Source organism: Microtetraspora fusca, from assembly GCF_001570365.1.
In the GTDB taxonomy this organism is placed as follows: domain Bacteria; phylum Actinomycetota; class Actinomycetes; order Streptosporangiales; family Streptosporangiaceae; genus Microtetraspora; species Microtetraspora fusca.
Window position 1 is genome coordinate 110,370 of the sequence record NZ_BBYK01000039.1, and the last position, 19,893, is coordinate 130,262.

The 19,893-nt window shown below is 70.6% G+C and carries 18 protein-coding genes; 8 read left to right on the forward strand and 10 right to left on the reverse strand.

Annotation, left to right across the window (positions count from 1 at the left end):
• Window positions 1-372 precede the first annotated feature (372 nt).
• The 5 genes from purD to AWQ68_RS03540 all read left to right on the forward strand — a co-directional run bounded on the left by purD (window position 373) and on the right by AWQ68_RS03540 (window position 6,439).
• Window positions 373-1,614: a phosphoribosylamine--glycine ligase gene (gene purD, locus AWQ68_RS03520; RefSeq protein WP_066934564.1), complete on the forward strand. Its 1,242-nt coding sequence runs from the start codon at window positions 373-375 to the stop codon at window positions 1,612-1,614.
• 136 nt (window positions 1,615-1,750) lie between these two features.
• Complete coding sequence (locus tag AWQ68_RS03525) at window positions 1,751-2,599, forward strand: phosphoribosylaminoimidazolesuccinocarboxamide synthase (RefSeq protein WP_084463612.1); 849 nt, start codon at window positions 1,751-1,753, stop codon at window positions 2,597-2,599.
• A gap of 93 nt (window positions 2,600-2,692) precedes the next feature.
• A complete protein-coding gene (gene murA, locus AWQ68_RS03530) occupies window positions 2,693-3,970 on the forward strand; it encodes a UDP-N-acetylglucosamine 1-carboxyvinyltransferase (RefSeq protein WP_066934567.1) in 1,278 nt (425 codons plus the stop codon).
• Between the two features lie 221 nt (window positions 3,971-4,191).
• The gene (locus AWQ68_RS03535) at window positions 4,192-5,478 is read left to right on the forward strand and encodes a transcriptional regulator (RefSeq protein ID WP_084463667.1); all 1,287 of its coding nucleotides are present in this window, start codon (window positions 4,192-4,194) and stop codon (window positions 5,476-5,478) included.
• A 52-nt stretch (window positions 5,479-5,530) separates the two neighbouring features.
• Window positions 5,531-6,439, forward strand: coding sequence for an EamA family transporter (locus AWQ68_RS03540; RefSeq protein WP_245655729.1), 909 nt, complete (start codon window positions 5,531-5,533; stop codon window positions 6,437-6,439).
• 115 nt (window positions 6,440-6,554) lie between these two features.
• On the opposite strand, the gene hisC is transcribed toward AWQ68_RS03540, so the two are convergent.
• The 4 genes from hisC to AWQ68_RS03560 all read right to left on the reverse strand — a co-directional run bounded on the left by hisC (window position 6,555) and on the right by AWQ68_RS03560 (window position 9,308).
• Window positions 6,555-7,622 (reverse strand): histidinol-phosphate transaminase, encoded by a 1,068-nt coding sequence (hisC, locus tag AWQ68_RS03545; RefSeq protein ID WP_066934573.1) that lies wholly within the window; start codon window positions 7,620-7,622, stop codon window positions 6,555-6,557.
• A 73-nt stretch (window positions 7,623-7,695) separates the two neighbouring features.
• Window positions 7,696-8,355, reverse strand: coding sequence for a DedA family protein (locus tag AWQ68_RS03550; RefSeq protein ID WP_373281491.1), 660 nt, complete (start codon window positions 8,353-8,355; stop codon window positions 7,696-7,698).
• A 144-nt stretch (window positions 8,356-8,499) separates the two neighbouring features.
• Complete coding sequence (locus tag AWQ68_RS03555; protein ID WP_157544842.1) at window positions 8,500-8,928, reverse strand: GNAT family N-acetyltransferase; 429 nt, start codon at window positions 8,926-8,928, stop codon at window positions 8,500-8,502.
• A gap of 44 nt (window positions 8,929-8,972) precedes the next feature.
• Complete coding sequence (locus AWQ68_RS03560; protein WP_066934578.1) at window positions 8,973-9,308, reverse strand: YnfA family protein; 336 nt, start codon at window positions 9,306-9,308, stop codon at window positions 8,973-8,975.
• A gap of 72 nt (window positions 9,309-9,380) precedes the next feature.
• Here AWQ68_RS03560 and AWQ68_RS03565 point away from each other — a divergent pair, with 72 nt between their 5' ends.
• Window positions 9,381-10,028 carry a PadR family transcriptional regulator gene (locus AWQ68_RS03565; RefSeq protein WP_066934581.1) on the forward strand — a complete coding sequence of 216 codons (648 nt, stop codon included), beginning with the start codon at window positions 9,381-9,383 and terminating at the stop codon, window positions 10,026-10,028.
• A gap of 159 nt (window positions 10,029-10,187) precedes the next feature.
• Window positions 10,188-10,859 (forward strand): class I SAM-dependent methyltransferase, encoded by a 672-nt coding sequence (locus tag AWQ68_RS03570; RefSeq protein WP_066934584.1) that lies wholly within the window; start codon window positions 10,188-10,190, stop codon window positions 10,857-10,859.
• A gap of 164 nt (window positions 10,860-11,023) precedes the next feature.
• Here the strand turns inward: AWQ68_RS03570 and cpt are convergent, their stop codons facing one another.
• The 6 genes from cpt to AWQ68_RS03600 form a co-directional block, all read right to left on the reverse strand.
• Window positions 11,024-11,557: a chloramphenicol phosphotransferase CPT gene (gene cpt / locus AWQ68_RS03575; protein WP_157544844.1), complete on the reverse strand. Its 534-nt coding sequence runs from the start codon at window positions 11,555-11,557 to the stop codon at window positions 11,024-11,026.
• Between the two features lie 86 nt (window positions 11,558-11,643).
• Entirely contained in the window at window positions 11,644-12,300 is a 657-nt protein-coding gene (locus AWQ68_RS03580; RefSeq protein WP_066934590.1) for an NUDIX hydrolase, read from the reverse strand.
• A 252-nt stretch (window positions 12,301-12,552) separates the two neighbouring features.
• Window positions 12,553-14,397 carry a DUF4434 domain-containing protein gene (locus tag AWQ68_RS03585; RefSeq protein WP_066935540.1) on the reverse strand — a complete coding sequence of 615 codons (1,845 nt, stop codon included), beginning with the start codon at window positions 14,395-14,397 and terminating at the stop codon, window positions 12,553-12,555.
• A 66-nt stretch (window positions 14,398-14,463) separates the two neighbouring features.
• Window positions 14,464-15,552 (reverse strand): glycosyltransferase, encoded by a 1,089-nt coding sequence (locus AWQ68_RS03590; RefSeq protein ID WP_174554076.1) that lies wholly within the window; start codon window positions 15,550-15,552, stop codon window positions 14,464-14,466.
• A gap of 12 nt (window positions 15,553-15,564) precedes the next feature.
• A complete protein-coding gene (locus AWQ68_RS03595) occupies window positions 15,565-16,836 on the reverse strand; it encodes a nucleotide sugar dehydrogenase (protein WP_281217588.1) in 1,272 nt (423 codons plus the stop codon).
• Window positions 16,837-16,940: 104 nt separating this feature from the next.
• Window positions 16,941-18,575 carry a glycosyltransferase family 4 protein gene (locus tag AWQ68_RS03600; protein ID WP_245655730.1) on the reverse strand — a complete coding sequence of 545 codons (1,635 nt, stop codon included), beginning with the start codon at window positions 18,573-18,575 and terminating at the stop codon, window positions 16,941-16,943.
• 84 nt (window positions 18,576-18,659) lie between these two features.
• On the opposite strand from AWQ68_RS03600, the gene wecB reads away from it, so the two are divergent.
• A complete protein-coding gene (gene wecB / locus AWQ68_RS03605; protein WP_066934599.1) occupies window positions 18,660-19,787 on the forward strand; it encodes a non-hydrolyzing UDP-N-acetylglucosamine 2-epimerase in 1,128 nt (375 codons plus the stop codon).
• Window positions 19,788-19,893 lie beyond the last annotated feature (106 nt).

The following is a 19,893-nucleotide window of genomic DNA, read 5'->3' on the forward strand; positions in this document are numbered from 1 at the left end:
ACGAGTGGGCTGAGGAACGAAGCCCCGAGTGACGAGGGAAGACATCGCCGCGCCCCTCGCCGCGCGAGCGAAGCGAGCGCAAATAGACACGGGCGCGGCGGTGTCTGGACTGAGGAACGAGTGGGCTGAGGAACGAAGCCCCGAGTGACGAGGGAAGACATCGCCTCAAGGCGCCCCGAGCCGCGCGAGCGCAGCGAGCGCAAATAGACACGGGCGCGGCGGTGTCTGGACTGAGGAGCGAGCGGGGAGCGAGCGGGGAGCGAGGGACGAGCGACTCCGAGCGACGAGGGAAGACACCGACTCAAGGCGCCCCGAGCCCGCGCGAGCGAAGCGAGCGCCAACAAACACAGCGAGCGCAAATAAACTCAGCGGGTGCGCGTACTAGTCATTGGATCCGGTGGTCGTGAGCATGCCCTGTGCCGGGGGCTGCGGCTCGACCCCTCCGTTTCGGAAGTCCACTGCGCCCCCGGCAACGCCGGGATCGCTCAGGTGGCGACTCTGCACAAGGTGACGCCGACCGACGGCGCCGCGGTGTCGGAGCTCGCGGTCTCGCTGGGGGCCGATCTCGTGGTGGTCGGCCCTGAGGCACCGCTGGTCGCGGGGGTCGCCGACGCGGTCCGGGCCGCCGGGATCCCGTGCTTCGGCCCGTCGCGGGAGCCGGCCGCGATCGAGGGGTCCAAGTCCTTCGCCAAGGACGTCATGACGGCCGCCGGGGTGCCGACCGCCCGCGCGTTCACCTGCACGACGCCGGACGAGGCGGCGGCCGCGCTGGACGAGTTCGGCCCGCCGTACGTCGTGAAGGACGACGGCCTGGCCGCGGGTAAGGGCGTGGTGGTGACCGGGGACAGGGACCAGGCGCTCGCGCACGCCGCGGCGTGCGAGCGGGTCGTCATCGAGGAGTACCTCGACGGCCCCGAGGTATCGCTGTTCGCGCTGTGCGACGGCGAGACGGCCGTGCCGCTCCAGCCCGCACAGGACTTCAAGCGCGCCGGGGACGGCGACACGGGCCCCAACACGGGCGGGATGGGCGCGTACACGCCGCTCCCGTGGGCGCCCGAGGGGCTGACCGAGCAGGTGATGTCCGAGATCGTGCGGCCCACGGTGGCCGAGCTGGCCGCGCGCGGCATGCCGTACACGGGCGTGCTCTATGCGGGCCTGGCGCTCACGGCGAAGGGTCCGCGGGTCATCGAGTTCAACGCGCGGTTCGGCGACCCCGAGACGCAGGTCGTGCTGGACCGGCTGGAGACGCCGCTCGCTGGGCTGCTGCTGGCCTGCGCCAAGGGCGAGCTGGCCGGGCACGGCCCGCTCCACTGGCGCGACGGCGCGGCGGTGACCGTGGTCGTCGCGGCGGAGAACTACCCGGCTGATCCGGTCAAGGGCGACGTGATCGAGGGCCTCGACACGGAGGTGCCCGGGGCGTACGTGCTGCACGCGGGGACGACGTTCGACGCCGAGGGGCGGATCGTCTCCAGCGGCGGCCGGGTGCTGAGTGTGGTCGGCACCGGACCCGATCTCGCCGAGGCGCGCTCGCGCGCGTACGAGCTGGTCGGGCACATCCGGATGCGCGGTTCGCACCACCGCTCCGACATCGCGCTGCGCGCCGTCGAGGCGTAGGAACCGGTCCGGCTCCGGCCGGGCGCCGACGCGCGTCCGGCCGGAGCGAGGCCCGGAACGGGCCTCATCGGCCGCCGCCGGCGCGAGGGATTGGGTCGGTCGGCAAAGAGGTCTGAACCACTGGCAAAATGGCATAGTGAAGCACCTCCACTCCGGCAAGGTCCGCGATCTGTACGAGACCGACGACGGGCTGCTCCTGATGGTGGCCTCAGACCGGATCTCGGCGTTCGACCATGTTCTGACGCCCGGCATCCCCGACAAGGGCGTGATCCTCACCCAGCTCTCGCTGTGGTGGTTCGAGCAACTCGCGGACGTGGTCCCCAACCACGTCGTCTCGACCGACGTGCCCGCCGAGTTCGCCGGCCGCGCCGTGCTGTGCCGCAGGCTGCGGATGGTTCCGGTGGAGTGCGTGGCACGCGGTTACCTGACCGGATCCGGGCTGGCCGACTACCGCCGTGAGGGCGTGGTCTCGGGCGTGTCACTGCCCGCCGGACTGACCGACGGCTCCCAGCTGCCCGAGGCGATCTTCACACCGTCGACCAAGGCCCCGATCGGCCAGCACGACCAGCCGATGACCTATGACCAGGTCATCGAGGAGGTCGGGGCGGACGTCGCGGAACGGTTGCGGCGGATCACGCTCGACGTCTATGTGCGCGGCGCCGAGATCGCCCGTGAGCGCGGCATCATCCTGGCCGACACGAAGATCGAGCTCGGCTGGGACGCCGACGGCGGGCTCGTTCTCGGCGACGAGGTGCTCACCCCCGACTCCTCCCGCTTCTGGCCGCTGGACGAGTGGCGGCCGGGCCGGCCTCAGCCGTCGTTCGACAAGCAGTTCGTCCGCGACTGGCTGACCTCTCCCGAGTCCGGCTGGGACAGGTCCTCGGACGAGCCGCCGCCGCCCCTTCCCGACGAGATCGTCGAGCGCACCCGGCAACGGTACGTGGAAGCGTACGAGCGGCTGACCGGCCGCGTCTTCCGCGGGTAGTTCCCCTCAAAACGCCCGTCCCAGCGGCTACTCTGGTCACACTCAGCCGCCGCGTCGTGCGAGTTCCCCACCTTTGACTTAGGAGTCTCATCGATGGTCCGTTACCGCGTGCGCGGAGGCAACGTACTGCGCGGAACCGCCTTCATCCAGGGGGCGAAGAACGCCGTGCTCCCCATGATCGGCGCGGCGCTCCTCGCAGCGGAGGGCCAGACGGTGCTGCGCAACGTGCCCGTGATCGAGGACGTGCGCCGCGCCGTCGAGCTGGCCGAGGCGGTCGGCGCCAAAGTTCAGTTCCACGAGGCCGAGCGGACGCTGGTCATCGACGCGTCCCAGCTCACCAGCCCGGTGCTGCCGGCGGAGATCGCGCGCCGCTTCCGCGGCTCGGTGCTGTTCGTCCCGGCCCTGCTGCACCGGCTGGGTGAGGCGATCATCGAGGGCGTGGGCGGCTGCAACCTCGGCAGCCGGAACCTGGACTTCCACTACCTCGGCTACAAGCGTCTCGGCGCGGTGGTGGACGAGGGTGAGTCGGTCATCCACATCAAGGCGGCCGGCCTGGTCGGCGCCCCGCTGTACCTGGACACCCCGTCGCACACCGGCACCGAGAACCTGATCATGGCCGCCGCCCTGGCCGGGGGCACCACCGTGATCGAGAACGCCGCCCTCGAACCCGAGGTGCTCGACGTCATCGTCATGCTCTCCCGGATGGGCGCGCGAATCCGGGGCGGCGGCACCGGCTTCATCACCGTCGAGGGCGTCAACGAGCTGTCGGCGGTCGAGCACACCGTGATGCCCGACCGGCTGGACGCCGGCGTCTTCGCGATGGCCGCCGCGATCACCGGCGGCGAGGTCAACCTGGTCGGCGCCTCCCTCGAGCACCTCGGCGTGGTCCGCTGGAAGCTGGAGCAGATGGGCGTCGAGTTCGCCGTCGACGGCGCGGTGCTGAACGTCCGCAGGGACCGCCGGCTGCGCCCGATCAACGTGATCACCGACACCTACCCGGGCTTCGCCACCGACCTGCAGTCGCCGCTGATGACGGTCGCGTGCCTGGCCGACGGCTCCAGCTACATCCACGAGCGGATCTTCGACGGGCGTTTCGCGCTCGCCGGCGAGCTGAACAAGATGGGCGCCAACATCGAGGTCGACGGCAGCCGCGCCGTCGTGCACGGCCCGACGCCGCTGCGGGGCACCGAGGTCACCGCGCACGATCTCCGGTCGGGCATCGCGCTCGTGCTCGCCGGGCTCTGCGCCGAAGGCGAGACGACAATCGACTCCGGTTATCTCATCGACCGCGGTCACGCTCATCTCGCGCAGCGTATGCAGGCGCTCGGGGCAGATGTGGAACGCCAGATTTCCTCTTTCGCCACCGACTGATCCCAGGGGCCAATTTTGCCCGCCTGAGCTGGTAAGACGTTCTGATTGGCCACATCCGGCCACTATGCAGAACGGAATTCCGGAAAATTTGGGCGTGACATTACGGCCGCCAGACGCGATCGTTTCAAAGAGAGCTTCAACGAATTCAGAAACGGTCACGGATGGGACAGACATTGGTGGAGCGCACGGAAGAGAATCCGCGCGGGTCACGGGTGGGCACGATGACTCCGGATCTCACTATCGGTGTGGTGGGGCCGCATGATCTGGTCGAGCGAGTGATGCTCATGGGTCATGCGGCCGCGCCCGTGCCGTGCCGCCTGGTGGCGGCGGCCTACCGGGACGAGCAGGAGGCGGCCGACAAGGTGACCCGCCTCGGCCCGAACGTGGACGCCTGCCTGTTCTCCAGCCCCGCGCCGTACGAGATCGCCCGGCGCGCCGGGGTGCTCACGATGCCCGCCACGTTCGTGCAACTGGGCGGCGCGGCCCTGTCCGCCGCGATCGCCCAGGCCGCCATGGACGAGCGGATCGACCCCCGGCGGGTGAGCGTGGACGTGCTCGGCCGCGCGGAGATCGACGAGGCGTACACCGATCTCGGCCTGCCCTCGGACGAGGTGCACTGCCGCGACGAGCCCGGGGGCGCCGGCGCGATCGCCGCGTTCCACGAGCGCCTGATCCGTCAGGGGGCGTCCACGGGTGCGCTCACCTGCGTTCCGGGCGTCGCCGACCGGCTGGCCGCCACCGGCCTGCCCGTCGTGCGGATCCGCCCCACCTCGGCCGCGATCCGTACGGCGCTGCACACCGCGGCACTTCTTGGAGCGCACCATCGGCTGGAGGAGTCGCAACTCACGGTGGTGCTGGTGGAGGTCCCCACGCTGCGCGAGCCGGTACGGCGGGCCGCGCCCCGCTACTGGCGGGACGAGTTACGGCTGTCGCTGCACCGCCTGCTCGTCCAGGAGGCCAACCGGATGAACTCCAGCGTGTGGCCGATCGACGACCACAGCTACCTGGTGGTGGCCTCGCGCGGCTCGATCGCCGCCGCGACGGACGGGTTCCGGGTGCTGCCGTTCGCGGCCAAGATCAGAGACGAGCTGGGCCTGGCCGTCGAGGTGGGGGTCGGCATGGGCCGGACGACGCACGACGCGGAGACGCACGCCCGGGGCGCGCTGGGGCGCAGCCAGGGTGCCAAGAACTCGCAGGGCTTCGCGGTGGACCGGGAGGGCCGAGCGCTGGTCCCGGCGCCCCGGATGCCCCCGAACGCGGCCGGGGCGGCCAAGCCGAAGGGCGTCGAGGTGCTCGCGCGCCTCGCGGCCAAACTGGAGGGCGGCGACACCGTGGTGGACGCCGAGAGTGCGGGCAAGATGCTCGGCGTGACGCCGCGCACGGCCCGGCGGTTGCTGCGCACGTTGGTGGACGAGGGACTCGCGTGGCCGCTTCCGCCGAACCGGACGCCCGCCCCCGGACGGCCGCGCCAGCTCTACCGGCTCATCGTGGAGAAACTCAACCGCTGAGTCAGGATGCGTCCCGCTATTGTAAGGAGCCATGGGGAAGAACACTCATGGCGTGCGAGTCTGGCTGGCGTTGGCGACGGTCTACATCGTGTGGGGATCGACGTACCTCGGCATCCGCATCGCCATCGAGACCCTCCCCAGCATGCTGAGCGGCGGCCTGCGCTTCATCGCCGCCGCGCTGATCCTCGGCGTGGTGCTGCTGCTCCGCAAGGGGCGGGAGCCGTTCCGCGTCACCGGGCGGGAGCTGGGCGGGGCCGCCCTGGTCGGCCTGTTGCTGCTGACCAGCGGGAACGGCATGGTCGCGATAGCCGAGCAGCACATCGGCAGCGGACTGGCGGCCCTGCTGGTCGCGTCGGTCCCGCTCTGGCTGGTCGTCCTGCGGACGGTGTTCCGCGACCGGCCCCAGGTGCTCACGCTCGCCGGGGTGTTCATCGGGTTCGTCGGCGTGGCGGGGATCTCGCTCGGCGGCGGCACGGCGTCGAACCCCGTCGGCGTGGTCATCATCCTGGTGGCGTCGCTGTCATGGTCGATCGGCTCCTTCCTGTCGGGGCGCATCCCCATGCCGCGTGACCCGTTCGCGGCGAGCACGGTGGAGATGGCCGTCGGCGGCGTCGGGCTGCTGATCATCGGCACCGGCCTGGGCGAGCGCCTGGATTTGGCCGCCGTCAGCGGCCGATCCTGGGCGGCGCTGGCCTACCTGATCGTGGTGGGCTCGCTGGTCGGCTTCACGTCGTACGTCTGGCTGCTCGGCAACGCGCCCATCTCGCTCGTGTCCACGTACGCGTACGTGAACCCGGTCGTGGCGGTGCTGCTCGGGGTGGCCGTGGTCGGGGAGAGCGTCACGGCGGCCATGCTCGGCGCCGGCGGCCTGATCGTGATCGGCGTCGCCTTGGTGGTGTCCACCGAGCGTCGCAGCCGGACCGCGCAGGCCGTGCCAGAGGTGGAGACGGCGCCGAGCTGACCGGTGGCCGGCGGCGGGGTGTGGGGCCCCGCCGCTGCCCTCTCGGCGTCCCTCGGGCGCCTCTCAGCGATCCTCAGCGCCTCTCAGCGACCCTCGGCGCCTGCCTGCGTCAGGGCTATTCGACGCCGAACGCCTCGGCGGCGGCGAGGAAGGCGTCGTTGGCCTCCCGGTCGCCGATCGAGATCCGGACGCCCTCGGCGCCGAAGGGCCGCACGGCCACGCCGTACCCGGCGCAGAACTCGGCGAACGCGGGGCTCCGGTCGCCGAGGCGCATCCACACGAAGTTGGCCTCGGTGGGCGGGATCGTCCACCCCTGGGCGATCAGCGCCTCCCTGACCCGGGCACGCTCCTTCACCACGGTCTCGACCCGCTCCAGCAGCTCGTCCTCCGCCTTGAGGGACGCGACGGCGGCGGCCTGCGCGATGCGGTTGATCGCGAACGGCACCATGGTCTTGCGCGCGGCGGCGACCACCGGCTCGTGCCCGATCAGGTAGCCCACCCGCAGCCCGGCCAGCCCGTACGCCTTGGAGAACGTGCGCAGGACGGCGACGTTGGGGCGGTCGCGGTAGAGCGCCAGGCCGTCGGGGACGTCCTCGTCGCGGACGTACTCGCGGTAGGCCTCGTCGAGGATCACCAACACGTCATCCGGGACGCGGTCGAGGAACTCCACCAGCTCGGCGGTGCGCTTGACCGTGCCGGTCGGGTTGTTCGGGTTGCAGACGAAGATCATGCGGGTGGCGTCGGTGATCGCCTCCGCCATCGCGTCGAGGTCGTGCGCCTCGTCCTTCAGCGACACCTTGACCGAGGTCGCCCCGGACAGGTCGGCGAGCACCGGGTACGCCTCGAAGGACCGCCACGCGTACATCACCTCGGCGCCCGGCTCTCCGACGGTCTCGAAGAGCTGCTGCGCCAGCGTCACCGAGCCCGCGCCGAGCGCGACGTGCTCGCACGGCACCGCGAACCGCTCGGCGAGCGCCTCCGTGAGCGCGACCGAGGCCGGGTCCGGGTAGAGGTGCATCTCGGCGGCCGCCGCGGCGATCGCCTCGCGCACGCTCGGCAGCGGCCCGAACGGGCTCTCGTTCGAGGACAGCTTGAACGACCTGCCGTCAGGCCCGACGACGACCTTGCCCGGCGTGTACGCGGGCATGGTGTCGAGTACGGCCCGGAAGCGCGGCGCCGTCATGCTCGTCCTCCTCAGATCAATGCCTTTGTCCAGCATTAACCCTACTGAGAACGGGGTACTGCACGGCACCCACCTAGGAGTCGGCTTCTGCCTCCTCGTCGTCGAGCCGGTGGCGTTCCCGCCACGAGGTGACCAGCCGAATGGTCACGAAGGCCAACACGACGATGACGACCAGGACGAGCACTCCCTTGGAGTAGACGTCCACATAGTCCTGGACAAGCCACCAGTTCTCGCCGAGCTCGTAACCCGCCAGCACGAACGTGCAGTTCCAGATCAGGCTGCCGAGCATGGTGTACACCAGGAAGATCGTCGGCCGCATCCGCTCGATCCCGGCCGGGATCGAGATCAGGCTGCGGAAGATCGGCACCATCCGTCCCAGGAACACGGCCTTGCCACCGTGACGATGGAACCAGGCCTCCGTGCGGTCGATGTCGGAGACCTTCAGCAACGGCATCTTGGCGGCGATCAGCCGGATCCGGTCGGCGCCGAGCAGCATCCCGAGCAGGTACAGCACCACCGCTCCCGCCAGGGAGCCGCACGTGGTCCAGAAGATCGCCCCGGCGAGGCTGAGGTCGCCCCGGCTCGCGGTGAACCCGGCCAGCGGCAGGATCACCTCACTCGGCAGCGGCGGGAACAGGTTCTCCAGCGCGATCGCCAGCCCGGCTCCCGGGCCGCCCAGCGTCTCCATGATGTGCATCGCCCATGCGGCGAGGCCGTCCGTCGTCTCGATCACGCGATCAACGCTAGGAACCGGGCGCCGGTCCACCCCCAGGAAGCCCTCGGACCTGGCGCGGTCTTGCCCCAGTGCCGACCCGCGTAAGACCGTACGGGCCCGGGCGAGACCCGTACGGGGACGCCGCAGGGGCGTCCCCGCCTCTCAGGTCAGATGCTTCACCCAGCGGCCCCACTGGGGCTGAGGCCCGTAGCCGGACGCCGACCAGGCGCGATGGGCGAGCTCGTTGTCGTGCAGGACCATCGCGTCCGCGCGGAAGGCCCCGAACTTCCGGAACCGGTCCTCCGCCGCCTCGATCAGGCGGGATCCGACGCCCATGCGCCGGTGCCCGGGGTCCACGGCGAGCCGGTAGAGATGGGCCCGCCAGCCGTCCCACCCGGCGATGAGCGTGCCGACCAGCGTCCCGTCGATTTCGGCGATCAGCAGCGCCTCGGGGTCACGCTGGACGAGCTGGACGACCTTGTCCGCGTCGTCGTGCCGATCGGTGCCCTCGGCCGCCTCGGCCCAGAAGCGGAGCACCTGCTCGACGTCGTCCCGCCCGCCGTACCTGATCGTGACCCGGGGTGTCGTCATGGCAGACAAACTTAATCGGGCATCGGGCTTCCGGCCTCGGCGGGTCAGCCGCCCCGTGGCGCGTACATGATCACAGCGACACCGGCGAGGCAGATCAGGGCACCGATGACGTCGAACCGGTCCGGCCGGTAGCCGTCCATCGCCATGCCCCACGCGAGCGAGCCCGCCACGAACACCCCGCCGTACGCCGCCAGGATGCGCCCGAAGTTGGCGTCCTGCTGGAGCGTGGCGACGAATCCGTACAGGCCGAGCGCGATCACTCCGGCGCCGATCCACGCCCAGCCGCGGCTCTCGCGGGTGCCCTGCCACACCAGCCAGGCTCCGCCGATCTCCAGCACCGCGGCCAGGACGAACAGGAGCACAGAACGCACGACGGTCATGTCGGTGGAGTCTATGTATTGCACCCCGATACTCGCGGACGTATATTCGCGTACGAGTAGGGGGGGTGCCGGATGGCCAAACGCCGCAAAGTGAACAACATGCTCGGCCTGGCCGTGCTCGCGACGGTCGTGGACAGGCCGATGCACCCGTACGAGATGGCCTCCCTGATGCGCGCCCGCGGCAAGGACCGGGACATGGACGTCAAGTGGGGCTCGCTCTACACCGTCGTGCGCAACCTGGAGAAGCACGGGTTCCTCGAAGTGACCGACAGCGTCCGCGACCGCGGGCACCCCGAGCGCACGATTTACCGCATCACCGAGGCCGGACGCGCGGAGCTGGCCGACTGGATCCGGGACCTCCTCGCGACACCGGAGCGGGAGCAGCCGAAGTTCGAGGCCGCGCTCTCTGTCTGCGGGGTACTCCCGCCCGACGAGGTGACGAGTCTGCTCCGGCGGCGCGTGGACCTGCTGGAGGCGGAGGTCGCCGGCCAGCGGGAGTCGCTGGCCGCGTATCTCCAGGAGGTCCCCCGGCTGTTCCTCGTGGAGGCGGAGTACGACCTCGCCATCCGGGAGGCCGAGCTGGCCTGGACCCGGTCCCTGCTCGACGAGCTCGCCTCCGGAACGTTCCCCGACCTCGCGCTGTGGCGCGACTGGCACGAGACGGGCCGGAAACCGGCCGAGATCGCCGAGCTCGCGGAAAGGGGCGCCGTAACGGACTGACCCCGGAAACGACGACCCCGGCGGCGTGCGCCAACACGACCGCCGGGGAGCCCTCGAACCGAACCCGCGGAAGGCGGCCCGGCCACGAGGTGGCACTGGTAAGAATAGTCGGGCTCTTTCCCGGGCCGGTTCGGAAGAACATCCGAAACCGGAGGGAACATGGAGAAGACACACACCACCCGCTCCCAGGCCCCGGGGATGGAGGGAGCGATGGCGCGCTGGTACTCCCGCCAGCGCGGCTCGGCCCCCCAGGTCGCCGCCGTCCGCCGCTACGCCGCGCAGCTCGCGGAGAGCCTGCCCGGCGGAGCCGCGGTATTGGAGGTGGCCCCGGGGCCCGGCTACCTGACCGTCGAGATGGCACGGCTCGGGTTCGCGGTGACCGGGCTCGACATCAGCCACACGTTCGTGGAGATCGCGAGCGAGCGGGCCCGCCGCGCCGGCGTGTCCGTCCGGATCGAGCAGGGCGACGCCGCCGACCTGCCCTTCCACGACGCGTCCTTCGACCTGGTCGTCTGCCAGGCCGCCTTCAAGAACTTCGGACGGCCCGTCCGCGCGATGGACGAGATGCACCGGGTCCTCCGGGACGGCGGCACGGCGTTGATCCACGACCTGAACCGGGACGCGTCCGGGGCCGACATCGGCGAGGAGGTCAGGAGGATGAAGCTCAACCGGCTGAACTCCGTACTGACCAGGGTGCCGCTGACGATGCTCAAACGCCGCGCCTACTCACGGGCCCAGTTCGAGCGTCTCGCCACCGAGAGCGCCTTCCGCACCTGCGACGTCCGGACCGACGGCATCAGCCTTGAGGTCCGGCTGACCAAACCCGCCTGATCCAGCACGGTGTCGCGGGTGGAGGTCCCGCGAGGGGCGTCCCGGCGATCGAATCGAGGACCAAGGGCGACCGTGCCACACGGCACGGTCGCCCCACGCGTGTCTGACCCGGCGATCTCGGCTCGGGGCGGTTCCTGACCTTCTGGGGGCAGCCGAGCCGTCGATCAGCCGACCTGGGCCACGATGGCCCGCGCGCACATCAGGGACTCCGTACGCGTGGTGTCCACCTCCAGGTCGTAGACCACGCCCTGGTGGACCACCTCCGCCTGAGACGCGGCCATCCCCGAGACCCGATCGCCCCGGGCGAGCTCACGGCCCGCGGCGACCGCGCTCTCACACCTGACGCCGACCCACAACACGTTCAGCCCGCCGAGAGCCTTCTGCCACCGCTGCTGCGACGCCGTTCCACTGAGGAAAACGTCATCGATGATGACCCGAGCGCCCGCACGGACCATCGCGGCGACTCCCTCCATCCATGCCGTCTCCAGTGTGCGGAACTCCGACCCGACGCTCACCCCGCCATCCGTGGCGAACTCGATCCCCGTGTCCGATGTCTGCATGGACGCGGGCATCGCCTGGATCAGCGTGTCGACCCCGACGGCAAGCCACGGATCCGGCAAGACCGCCTGCAGGCACCGGACGATTCCGGACTTGCCCGAGCTGGATCCGCCATTGAGAACGATCACCTGAGTTGTCACGGCGTCACAGTAGACGTCCTCCCCGCGAGGCCCGAAACGGATTTCGGCGGACGTGGCCCTACTTCCTGGACACTTCGGTCGCAGCGCTAGACGCGGAGCATCGGCGGATGCAGGACGACGGCGGGGCCGCGCCGGTAGAGCATCGCCGGACGTCCCCCGTCACGGGTCGTGGTCTCGCCCGTGGGGATCAGGAAGCCCTCGGTCTTGGTGACCTTGCGGTGGAAGTTGCGCGGATCCAGGGGCCTGCCCCACACGATCTCGTACACGCGGCGCAGCTCCGCCACGGTGAACTGCGGCGGGCAGAAAGCGGCACCCAGCGGGCTGTACTCCAGCTTGGCCCTGGCCCGCTCGATGCCGTCGAGCATGATGCGCCGGTGGTCGAACGCCATGCGGGTCAGCGAGTCGACCGGCTGCCAGCTCATGTGGGCCTCGGTCGAAGCCGGCAGGTCGGGCGCGAGCCCCAGATAGGCCACGCTGACCACGCGCTGCCGGGGGTCGCGGTCCGGATACCCGTATGTCTGGAGCTGCTCCAGATGGACGGGGGCCCCCGGAAGCCCGGCGCGCTCCGCGAGCACCCGGGCGGCGGCGGCCGGAAGGTCCTCGTCAAGCTGGATGAACCCGCCGGACAGCGCCCAGCACCCTTCGTACGGGGGCCTGTCCCGCCGCCAAACCAGCGCGCAGAGCACCTGCGACCTCACCGTGAGCACGACGAGATCCACGCTGACGGGGATACGCGGGATCATGCACAGAACGCTACCTGAACGCGCCCACCTCGGTATCCCTCCATTCGATCACTGAGGCGCCCCTCGCCCCAAGAAAGCGGAGAACGCCCCCGCCATCGGTGGCCCGGTCGCCCTCCACACGAGAGAGCGGAGCGGGCGGGAGCGAGGACCGGAGCTTCCGGACGGCGCAGCGAACCCCTGAACAGACCGGACGGCGCAGCTAACGCCCCCGTGGAAACCGGACACCCCAGAATCCAGCGGCGGGGCCCGGGCTCAGCCGGTGTTCTTGTAGTAGACGGGCTCGGCGGCCTTGCGGCCGTCGAGGGAGCTCACCTCGATGCGGACCCACACGTCCGCCGGCACGGTCGCCCAGTCGACCGGGATCCAGATCCTCTCGACTCCCTGCGGGAGGTTCTCGAGCGGGGTGGCGTCGTGCCAGCCGACGGAGGCCGAGTCGACGACCCGGGGGGTGTCGAGGCCGGGCCAGCTCAGCGTGACCTTGGCCGAGCCGAGGTGGTAGCCGCGGACCTCCAGACCCTCCTGGATCTGCCGGGCCTGCCGGACCGCCTGCACGGCGATCGGGCGGTCCCAGTCCTGGGTGATCTCCTCGGACAGCGAAGGCGAGCCGCAGGTGAAGAAGTCGCTCCACATGTACGAGATGACCTTCGACACGTACGGGCCGGCCAGCGTCACCTGGGTGTCGAGGCGGGGCTTGACGGTGCGGCTGCGGAAGGTCTGGGTGCCGCACTTCGGGGTGCCCGACTGCTCGGGGGTGGACGGTTCGAACGCCTCCACGTTGGCCCAGAGCTGGACCTGTACGCCTTCGGAGGCGAGTTCCTCCCTCGCCTGCGCCATCTCCCGGTAGTAGTCGCGCGTGCCGCCGTAGTACGCGGCCGCGTACGTGCTGTCGCCCACGCCGTTCACGATCTTGAGCTGGTCGTCGACCTTCTTGTTCTTCCAGTTGGGCCAGAAGAGGCCGACCTTGCCGGTGCCGCGGCCGTCCTGCGGGGCGATGATCTCCACGCCGGTCTTGGCGAGGGCCTTGAAGCCCTGAGCCACCTGTTTCGGCGTGGCGGTGAACTTCTGCTTGCGACGGGCGTCGATGTACGGGCTGACCAGGATGGGCTTGCCCGGCAACTCCTGCTCGACGATGCGGTGCTGCTCGGCGTAGACCGTGAGGGTCTGGACCTTGGACGGGTCGGGCCAGTCGCGAAGCTGCAGCTCGAACGGCTGGTAGACGCCGCCGAGCGACTGCCGGTCGGCGAACCGGGCGCCGTAGTCCTGCACGATGCGCCGGGTGAGGGTGGTCAGCGTGCCGATGTGGCGCGGGTCGGCCCGGGTGCTGTTGGCCGGGTCGCGGGGGGCGAGCGGCAGCGCGGGGAAGACCTGGATGCCGAACTGGTCGCCGAGGTCCAGCAGCTCGGTCAGGCTGTCCTCGGCTCCGGCCGACACGATGATCACGTGATAGTTGCGTCCCTTGGACGAGAAGTCGCAGGTCGCGTCGTCGGAACCGTCTTCGGGGGCGACCAGCCGGTAGAACACGGACGAGCCGACGACGATCTTGCGTTCCATCGTGGGACAGCGGAAGATCCCGTCTCCGTACTGCTCGTCGGTGCGGTAGACGTACGTCCAGGTGATCCGGTTGCCGGGGTTGGCCGCCTGGAGGTCCTTCTCGGCCGCCTTCACACAGGGAACGCCGTTCTCCACGCAGGCGGCGTACCGCGCTTCGGGGCTCTCGCCGGTCTTGTCCTTGATCTCGCCGGTCTGGTAGTTCACCTGGCGCGGCGACAGGCCGAAGCCGAGCCGGACCACGGTGTCGCCGCCGACCTTGTGGATGGCCTGGAGCTGGCGCCGCCAGGTGCAGCGGTCGGCCGTCGGCACCAGCCAGTACCCGCTCACCGCGTACGGCGCGGGCGTCGTGGTGTCGAACGTGCCGCAGGGGTCGGTGAACGCACTGGCCGTCGGGGTGAGCGGTGCCGGGGAGGCCGGCGGGTTCGCGGGGGTGGTGTTGCCGACTCCGGCGACCTTGGAGGAGGGCTGGTCGTGCCGCATGACGATCACTACGGAGGCGACACCGGCGAGGATCGCGATGCCCAGGAGCAATGTGAGCCAGCGCACCTTCAGGACACTACCGCCCATCGTTTCAGGACCGGATAAATCGAATCCGCCCGTCGGCGGGAACGGTCAGCGCCGGACGCCCGCCCACTCTTCGAGCTGGGTGACGAAGCGGCGGGCGGAGTTCGGCCAGTGATGGTTGGCCCGCGCGGCCGCGTAGCCGCGGGCGCCGATGGCGCGCCGCTCCACGGCGTTGTCCCGGAGGAAGAGGACGGCCCGGGCCACCGCCTGCGGGTCCTGCCAGGGGACGACGAGGCCGGAGCGGTAGCGCTCGACCAACTCGACCGCGCGCGGGGACGGCGTGGTGATCACGGGGATGCCGTGCGCCATGTACTCCACGATCTTCGTGGGCATGGAGTGCCGGTAGTTGGGCTCGTCGTGCAGGAGCGAGAGGCCGCCGAGCGCGCCGTCGAGCCGCTTGAGCGCCTCGTCGTTGGGCATGAAGTCGCGCCATTCGAGCACGCCCTCGGCGACGGCCTGGTTCAGCAGCGGACGGCTCTGCGGGTCGGCGTAGCCGATGAGCTCGACGACCACCCGGTACGGCTGGAGCAGCCGGCCCACCTCGACCGCCTCGCGGACGCCGCGCGCCTCGGACAGCCAGCCGAGGTAGACCACCCGGTCGTCGCCGGGGGCGCTGACGGTGTCGGGGACCCAGGTCTCGTTGGGCACGACGAGGTGCTGCCGCTTGAAGCGTCCCGCGTAGGCGGTCTCGGCGAGCAGCAGGCGCAGGCGGCGTTCGGCGGCGCCTTCGAGCAGCCGGGCGAGGAACCGGGTGGGCGGGCGTAAGAACGCGGGCAGCCACGGCTTCAGGGAGAGCGTGGCGGGGGTGTCCTCGTGGACGTCCCAGACGACCGGCGGACGGCCGCGCACGCCGACGACGGCGAGCAGCAGCTCCGGGTCGTGGATGAGCGCGAGATCGATCTTGTCTCGCATGCTCTTGAAGAGCTTGCGGGCGGCCCGTACGGCCGTGATCCTGCGCCGCTCGGCGGCGCGCGGCAGGTCCACCCCGTTGACCCAGGACCGTGGGACGACCCCGCGCGCGGAGTACGGCGCGGCGTACGTGACCTCATGACCGGCGTCGACGAGCGCGCGGATCTGCCGGTGCAGGATCCGGGCGTCCTCGGGGTGATGCACCACCGTCATGACGAGCACGTGCACGCGCGGACCCTCCTACAGTCGCTCGACGCGATCGCTCGTGGCCAGGACGCCGCGAGTGTCGAGCACGAGCTGGGCCCGTTCCTCCACCAGACCGAGGTCGAACGTCGAGTGCTGCTGCAGCAGCAGCGTGACGTCGGCGTCGGCCACCGCGGCGGCCAGGTCGTCCACGCGGGGAACCTGGTTGCCCTTGACCGTCCATTCCTTGACGTACGGGTCGCAGAAGACGATCTCGGCGCCGAGATCGAGGAGCGCCTCGGCGACGGGCACGGCGGGAGTCTCCCGCTCGTCGGCGATGTCGGGCTTGTACGTGACGCCGAGCAGCAGCACGCGGGAGCCGTTGACCGGCTTGCGGGCGCGGTTGAGCAGCCGCTGCGCGCGGGCCACGACGTACGACGGCATCCGCTCGTTGATCTCCTGGGCCAGCTCGACGAACCGGAACGGGTAGCCGAGCTTGCGGACCGTGTAGGAGAGGTACGACGGATCGACGGGGATGCAGTGCCCGCCGACGCCGGGGCCGGGCAGGAACTTCTGGAAGCCGAACGGCTTGGTGGAGGCGGCCTCGATGGCCTCCCACAGGTTGATCCCGAGCTCGTCGCAGAAGATCGCCATCTCGTTGACGAGGGCGATGTTGACGTGCCGGTAGGTGTTCTCCAGCAGCTTGGCCATCTCGGCCTCGCGGGTGCCGCTGACGGGGACGACCCGCTCCACGAACTGGCTGTAGAAGGCGACGGCGTGGTCGCGGCAGGCGACGGTGTAGCCGCCGACCACCTTGGGCGTGTTGCGCAGGCCGTACTTGGTGTTGCCCGGGTCGATGCGCTCGGGCGAGAAGGCGAGGTGGAAGTCGGCGCCGGCGGCGAGCCCGGTGCCCTCCAGGATCGGCCGCGCGACCTCGTCGGTGGTGCCGGGCCAGGTGGTGGACTCCAGCACGACCAGAGTGCCGGGCCGCAGGTGCTGGGCGACGGCGCGCGTCGCGCCCTCGACGGCCGACAGGTCGGGGCGGTGGTCCTCGTCCAGCGGCGTGGGCACGCAGATGACGATCGTGCGCGACTCGGCCAGCACCGAGGCGTCCAACGTGGCGGTGAAACCACCGGCCAGCATCGCGTCGAGGTCGGCGTCGGTCAGGTCGTCGATGTAGGACTGACCGGCGTTCAACGCCTCGACCTTGCGGGGGTCGACGTCCAGACCGGCCACCCGCAGGCCCGCCGCCGTGGCCTCTTTGGCCAGCGGCATACCCACGTATCCCAGTCCGATGACCGTGAGGTCGAAGCCGGTTCGCTCGCTCACGATGTGACCTGGGGGCGGAAACAACACTTCATGGTGGCAAAGGCTATCTCAAGTCAGCACCAACGGTGCCTGATGCCGTACATACGAAGTCCCCGTCATATCCATTATGAGGTCAAAGATTGGTAGATCGCGCGGTATGTCCGGGCGAGGCTGCTCCATGTGCGTTTCGCCGCGACCTCGGCCTTTCCGGCCTCACCCATCTCGCGGCGCCGTTCCGGATCGTCGCGCAGCGCGGCCACCGCATCGGCGAGCGCGCGGGGGTTCCCGGCGGGTACCAGCATCCCGGCGCCCTCACCCCCGACGAGTTCGGAAAGCGCGGGCAGATCGCTCAGCACGACCGGCTTGCCGAGCGCCATCGCCTCGACGGGTTTCAATGGCGTAACAAGTCGGCAAACCCGGAGGTCCTCGCGCGGGCAGGTGAAGATGTCGATCGCCGCCTGGGCCTGGAGCGCCTCGTCCGGGCCCACCCGGCCGGGCAGGATCGCGATGTCGCGCAGGCGCAGCCGTTCGACCTGCTGGAGCAGGTTCGGCCGCTCGACGCCGTCGCCGACCAGCAGGACCCTGACCGGCGTGCCGGCGTCCCGCAGCAGCGCCGCCGCGTCCAGCAGGGTGGCGAACCCCTCGTAGGCCACGATGCTCGACACCGAGCCGATGACGATCTCGTCGTCGCCGATGCCGTACTGCCTGCGGAAGGACGCGCCGTCGTATTCGGCGGTCAGCAGGGAGTCGTCCACCGCGTTCGGCGCGAGGTGGATCCGCTCCCGTGGCACACCGCGCTCGACGATCTCCGCGGCCATCGTCTCGGCGAGCGTCACGACCGCGTCCGCCTCGCGCATGATGTACGCCTCGCGCTCGCGCTGCATGATGTGGCGCTCGCTGCCCACCCGCTTGGGGTCCCTGGAGGCCCAGGTCTCCTCAAGGAAGCCGCGCACCTCGTAGACGACCGGCGTGCTCGTCCGCTCGCGTACGGCGAGCGCCACCGAGCCGTTGCGGTGGTCGGTGGCCGCGTGCAGCACCTGCGGGCGCAGCCTCCTGACCAGCTCGGTCACCTGGGCGGCCCCCCGGATCAGCCGCCCGCGGGTCTCGAACGGCAGGTCCCCCCCGCTGGGCAGCTGCCGGTGGTAGGGGATGTCGTCGATCTCCTCGTACGACGTGGCGTCGGTGTGGCCCTGGAGCATCGGCCAGCCCCAGCTCGTCACGACGTGCGGGTCGAGCCCGGCCTTGCGCTGCGCGGTGACGATGCGGTGGGTCCGCACGGTGTACCCCGCCTGCGTGTACGGCAGGGCGTTGGTGACCATGTGGAGGATCCGGCCCTCGTGCCGGGTCCCCATGATGACCTGGGGCTTCGGCGGGATCGGGTTGGGGCCGATCGCGGCCATCTCACCCTGGTAGAACAGGATCCTGCGGCGGACGAACGGCCACCTCATGTGCGGCCGGAGCACCTTGACCGCGTCGGTCATCCGGCCGGCGTCGAAGTAGATCTTCGCCGCCTCCATGGGGCCGTCGGCCATCCTCCGGACGATCTTGCGCACCTTGACCTTGGCGTACCGGGCGGCGGGCCAGGCGACCTTGCCGATGATGGGGCGCATCGCGGGCGGCATCGCGTCCGCCGCCGCCTGCGCGACCCGCACCGGGTCGGACTTCACCTTGCTCACCACGATGCGGGAGACGACCACCGGATTCTTCACGAAACCGCGGAGCAGGCCGCCCATCCCGGCCCTCGCCGACTTGGCTGCCACGGAGGGTTTCTTGGCCTCGGATACCACGGCGTGACCGTACCATAGGCAACGTTTGCCCCAATCCCACCATGAAAGGCGAGGTCAATGAGGGACAACCCCCTCGTCCTGCACGTGTTGGGTGCCCGGCCCAACTTCGTCAAGGCCGCCCCGGTCGTCCGGGCGCTGGACGAGCTCGGCGTACGGCAAGGCATCGTTCACACCGGGCAGCACTACGACGCGCTGATGTCGGACGTGTTCTTCGCCGACCTCGGCCTGCCCGAGCCGATCGCCAATCTGGGCGTCGGCTCCGGGTCGCACGCGCGGCAGACGGCGGCGCTGCTGACCGGCCTCGAAGACGTGGTGCTCGAACACCGCCCCTCGCTCGTCGTCGTGTACGGCGACGTGAACTCGACGCTGGCCGCGATCCTCGTCTGCGCCAAGCTGCACGTGCCGACCGCGCACGTGGAGGCGGGCCTGCGCTCCTTCGACCGGGAGATGCCCGAGGAGGTGAACCGCGTCGTCACCGACGCGCTGAGCGACATCGTGTTCGCCACCTCGCCGGAGGCGCTCTCGCACCTCGCCCGCGAGGGCGTCGACCCCGAGCGGGTGCACCTCGTCGGCAACCCGATGATCGACAGTCTCTTCTCCGCACTGCCCAAGCTCGACCCGGCGCCGGTGCAGGAGCGGCTCGGCATCCCCGGCAGGTACGCGGTGGCGACGCTGCACCGCCCGGCGAACGTGGACGACCCGGAGTCGGCGCGCGAGCTGGTCGACGCGGTGCTCGCGGTCGCCGAGCGGGTCCCGGTCGTGGTGCCGCTGCACCCGCGCGGCCGGCAGCGGCTGGCGGATGCCGGGCTGGTGAACCGCGAGAACCTCACGATCGTCGATCCGCTCGGCTACGTGGACTTCCTCTCGCTGGTGCGCGGCGCCGCGCTCGTCGTGACCGACTCGGGCGGCGTGCAGGAGGAGACCACCATGCTGGGCGTCCCCTGCCTGACCGTACGGCCGAACACCGAGCGGCCGATCACCGTCACGCACGGCACCAACCGCCTGGTCACCCCGGCGGGACTGCCCGCCGCCGCCGACAAGGCCCTCGCCGACGGCTCCACCACCCCGAGCGGAGAGCTTCCGCCGCTGTGGGACGGCGCGGCCGGGCCCAGGATCGCCCGCGTCATCGCCGCCTGGCTGCGTGGCGACAACCTCTCCCCCGCCGCCAAGGGCCGCGTCAGCTAACTGGTGATACGAGCGAACCGGAGGGGCGCGGCCTTGTCTGGACCGAGGAGCGCACGGGAGCGCAGCGACCACGCGCGACGAGGGAACGAAAGGCGCATAAGCGCCC

What these genes read in the sequence shown, in the direction of transcription:
- murA (WP_066934567.1), top strand. Translation starts at nt 2,693, where the DNA reads ATGGTCCGTTACCGCGTGCGCGGAGGCAACGTACTGCGCGGAACCGCC.
- AWQ68_RS03535 (WP_084463667.1), top strand. Translation starts at nt 4,192, where the DNA reads ATGACTCCGGATCTCACTATCGGTGTGGTGGGGCCGCATGATCTGGTC.
- AWQ68_RS03565 (WP_066934581.1), top strand. Translation starts at nt 9,381, where the DNA reads ATGGCCAAACGCCGCAAAGTGAACAACATGCTCGGCCTGGCCGTGCTC.
- wecB (WP_066934599.1), top strand. Translation starts at nt 18,660, where the DNA reads ATGAGGGACAACCCCCTCGTCCTGCACGTGTTGGGTGCCCGGCCCAAC.
- AWQ68_RS03580 (WP_066934590.1), bottom strand. Translation starts at nt 12,300, where the DNA reads ATGATCCCGCGTATCCCCGTCAGCGTGGATCTCGTCGTGCTCACGGTG.
- AWQ68_RS03555 (WP_157544842.1), bottom strand. Translation starts at nt 8,928, where the DNA reads ATGACGACACCCCGGGTCACGATCAGGTACGGCGGGCGGGACGACGTC.
- hisC (WP_066934573.1), bottom strand. Translation starts at nt 7,622, where the DNA reads ATGACGGCGCCGCGCTTCCGGGCCGTACTCGACACCATGCCCGCGTAC.
- AWQ68_RS03570 (WP_066934584.1), top strand. Translation starts at nt 10,188, where the DNA reads ATGGAGAAGACACACACCACCCGCTCCCAGGCCCCGGGGATGGAGGGA.
- AWQ68_RS03560 (WP_066934578.1), bottom strand. Translation starts at nt 9,308, where the DNA reads ATGACCGTCGTGCGTTCTGTGCTCCTGTTCGTCCTGGCCGCGGTGCTG.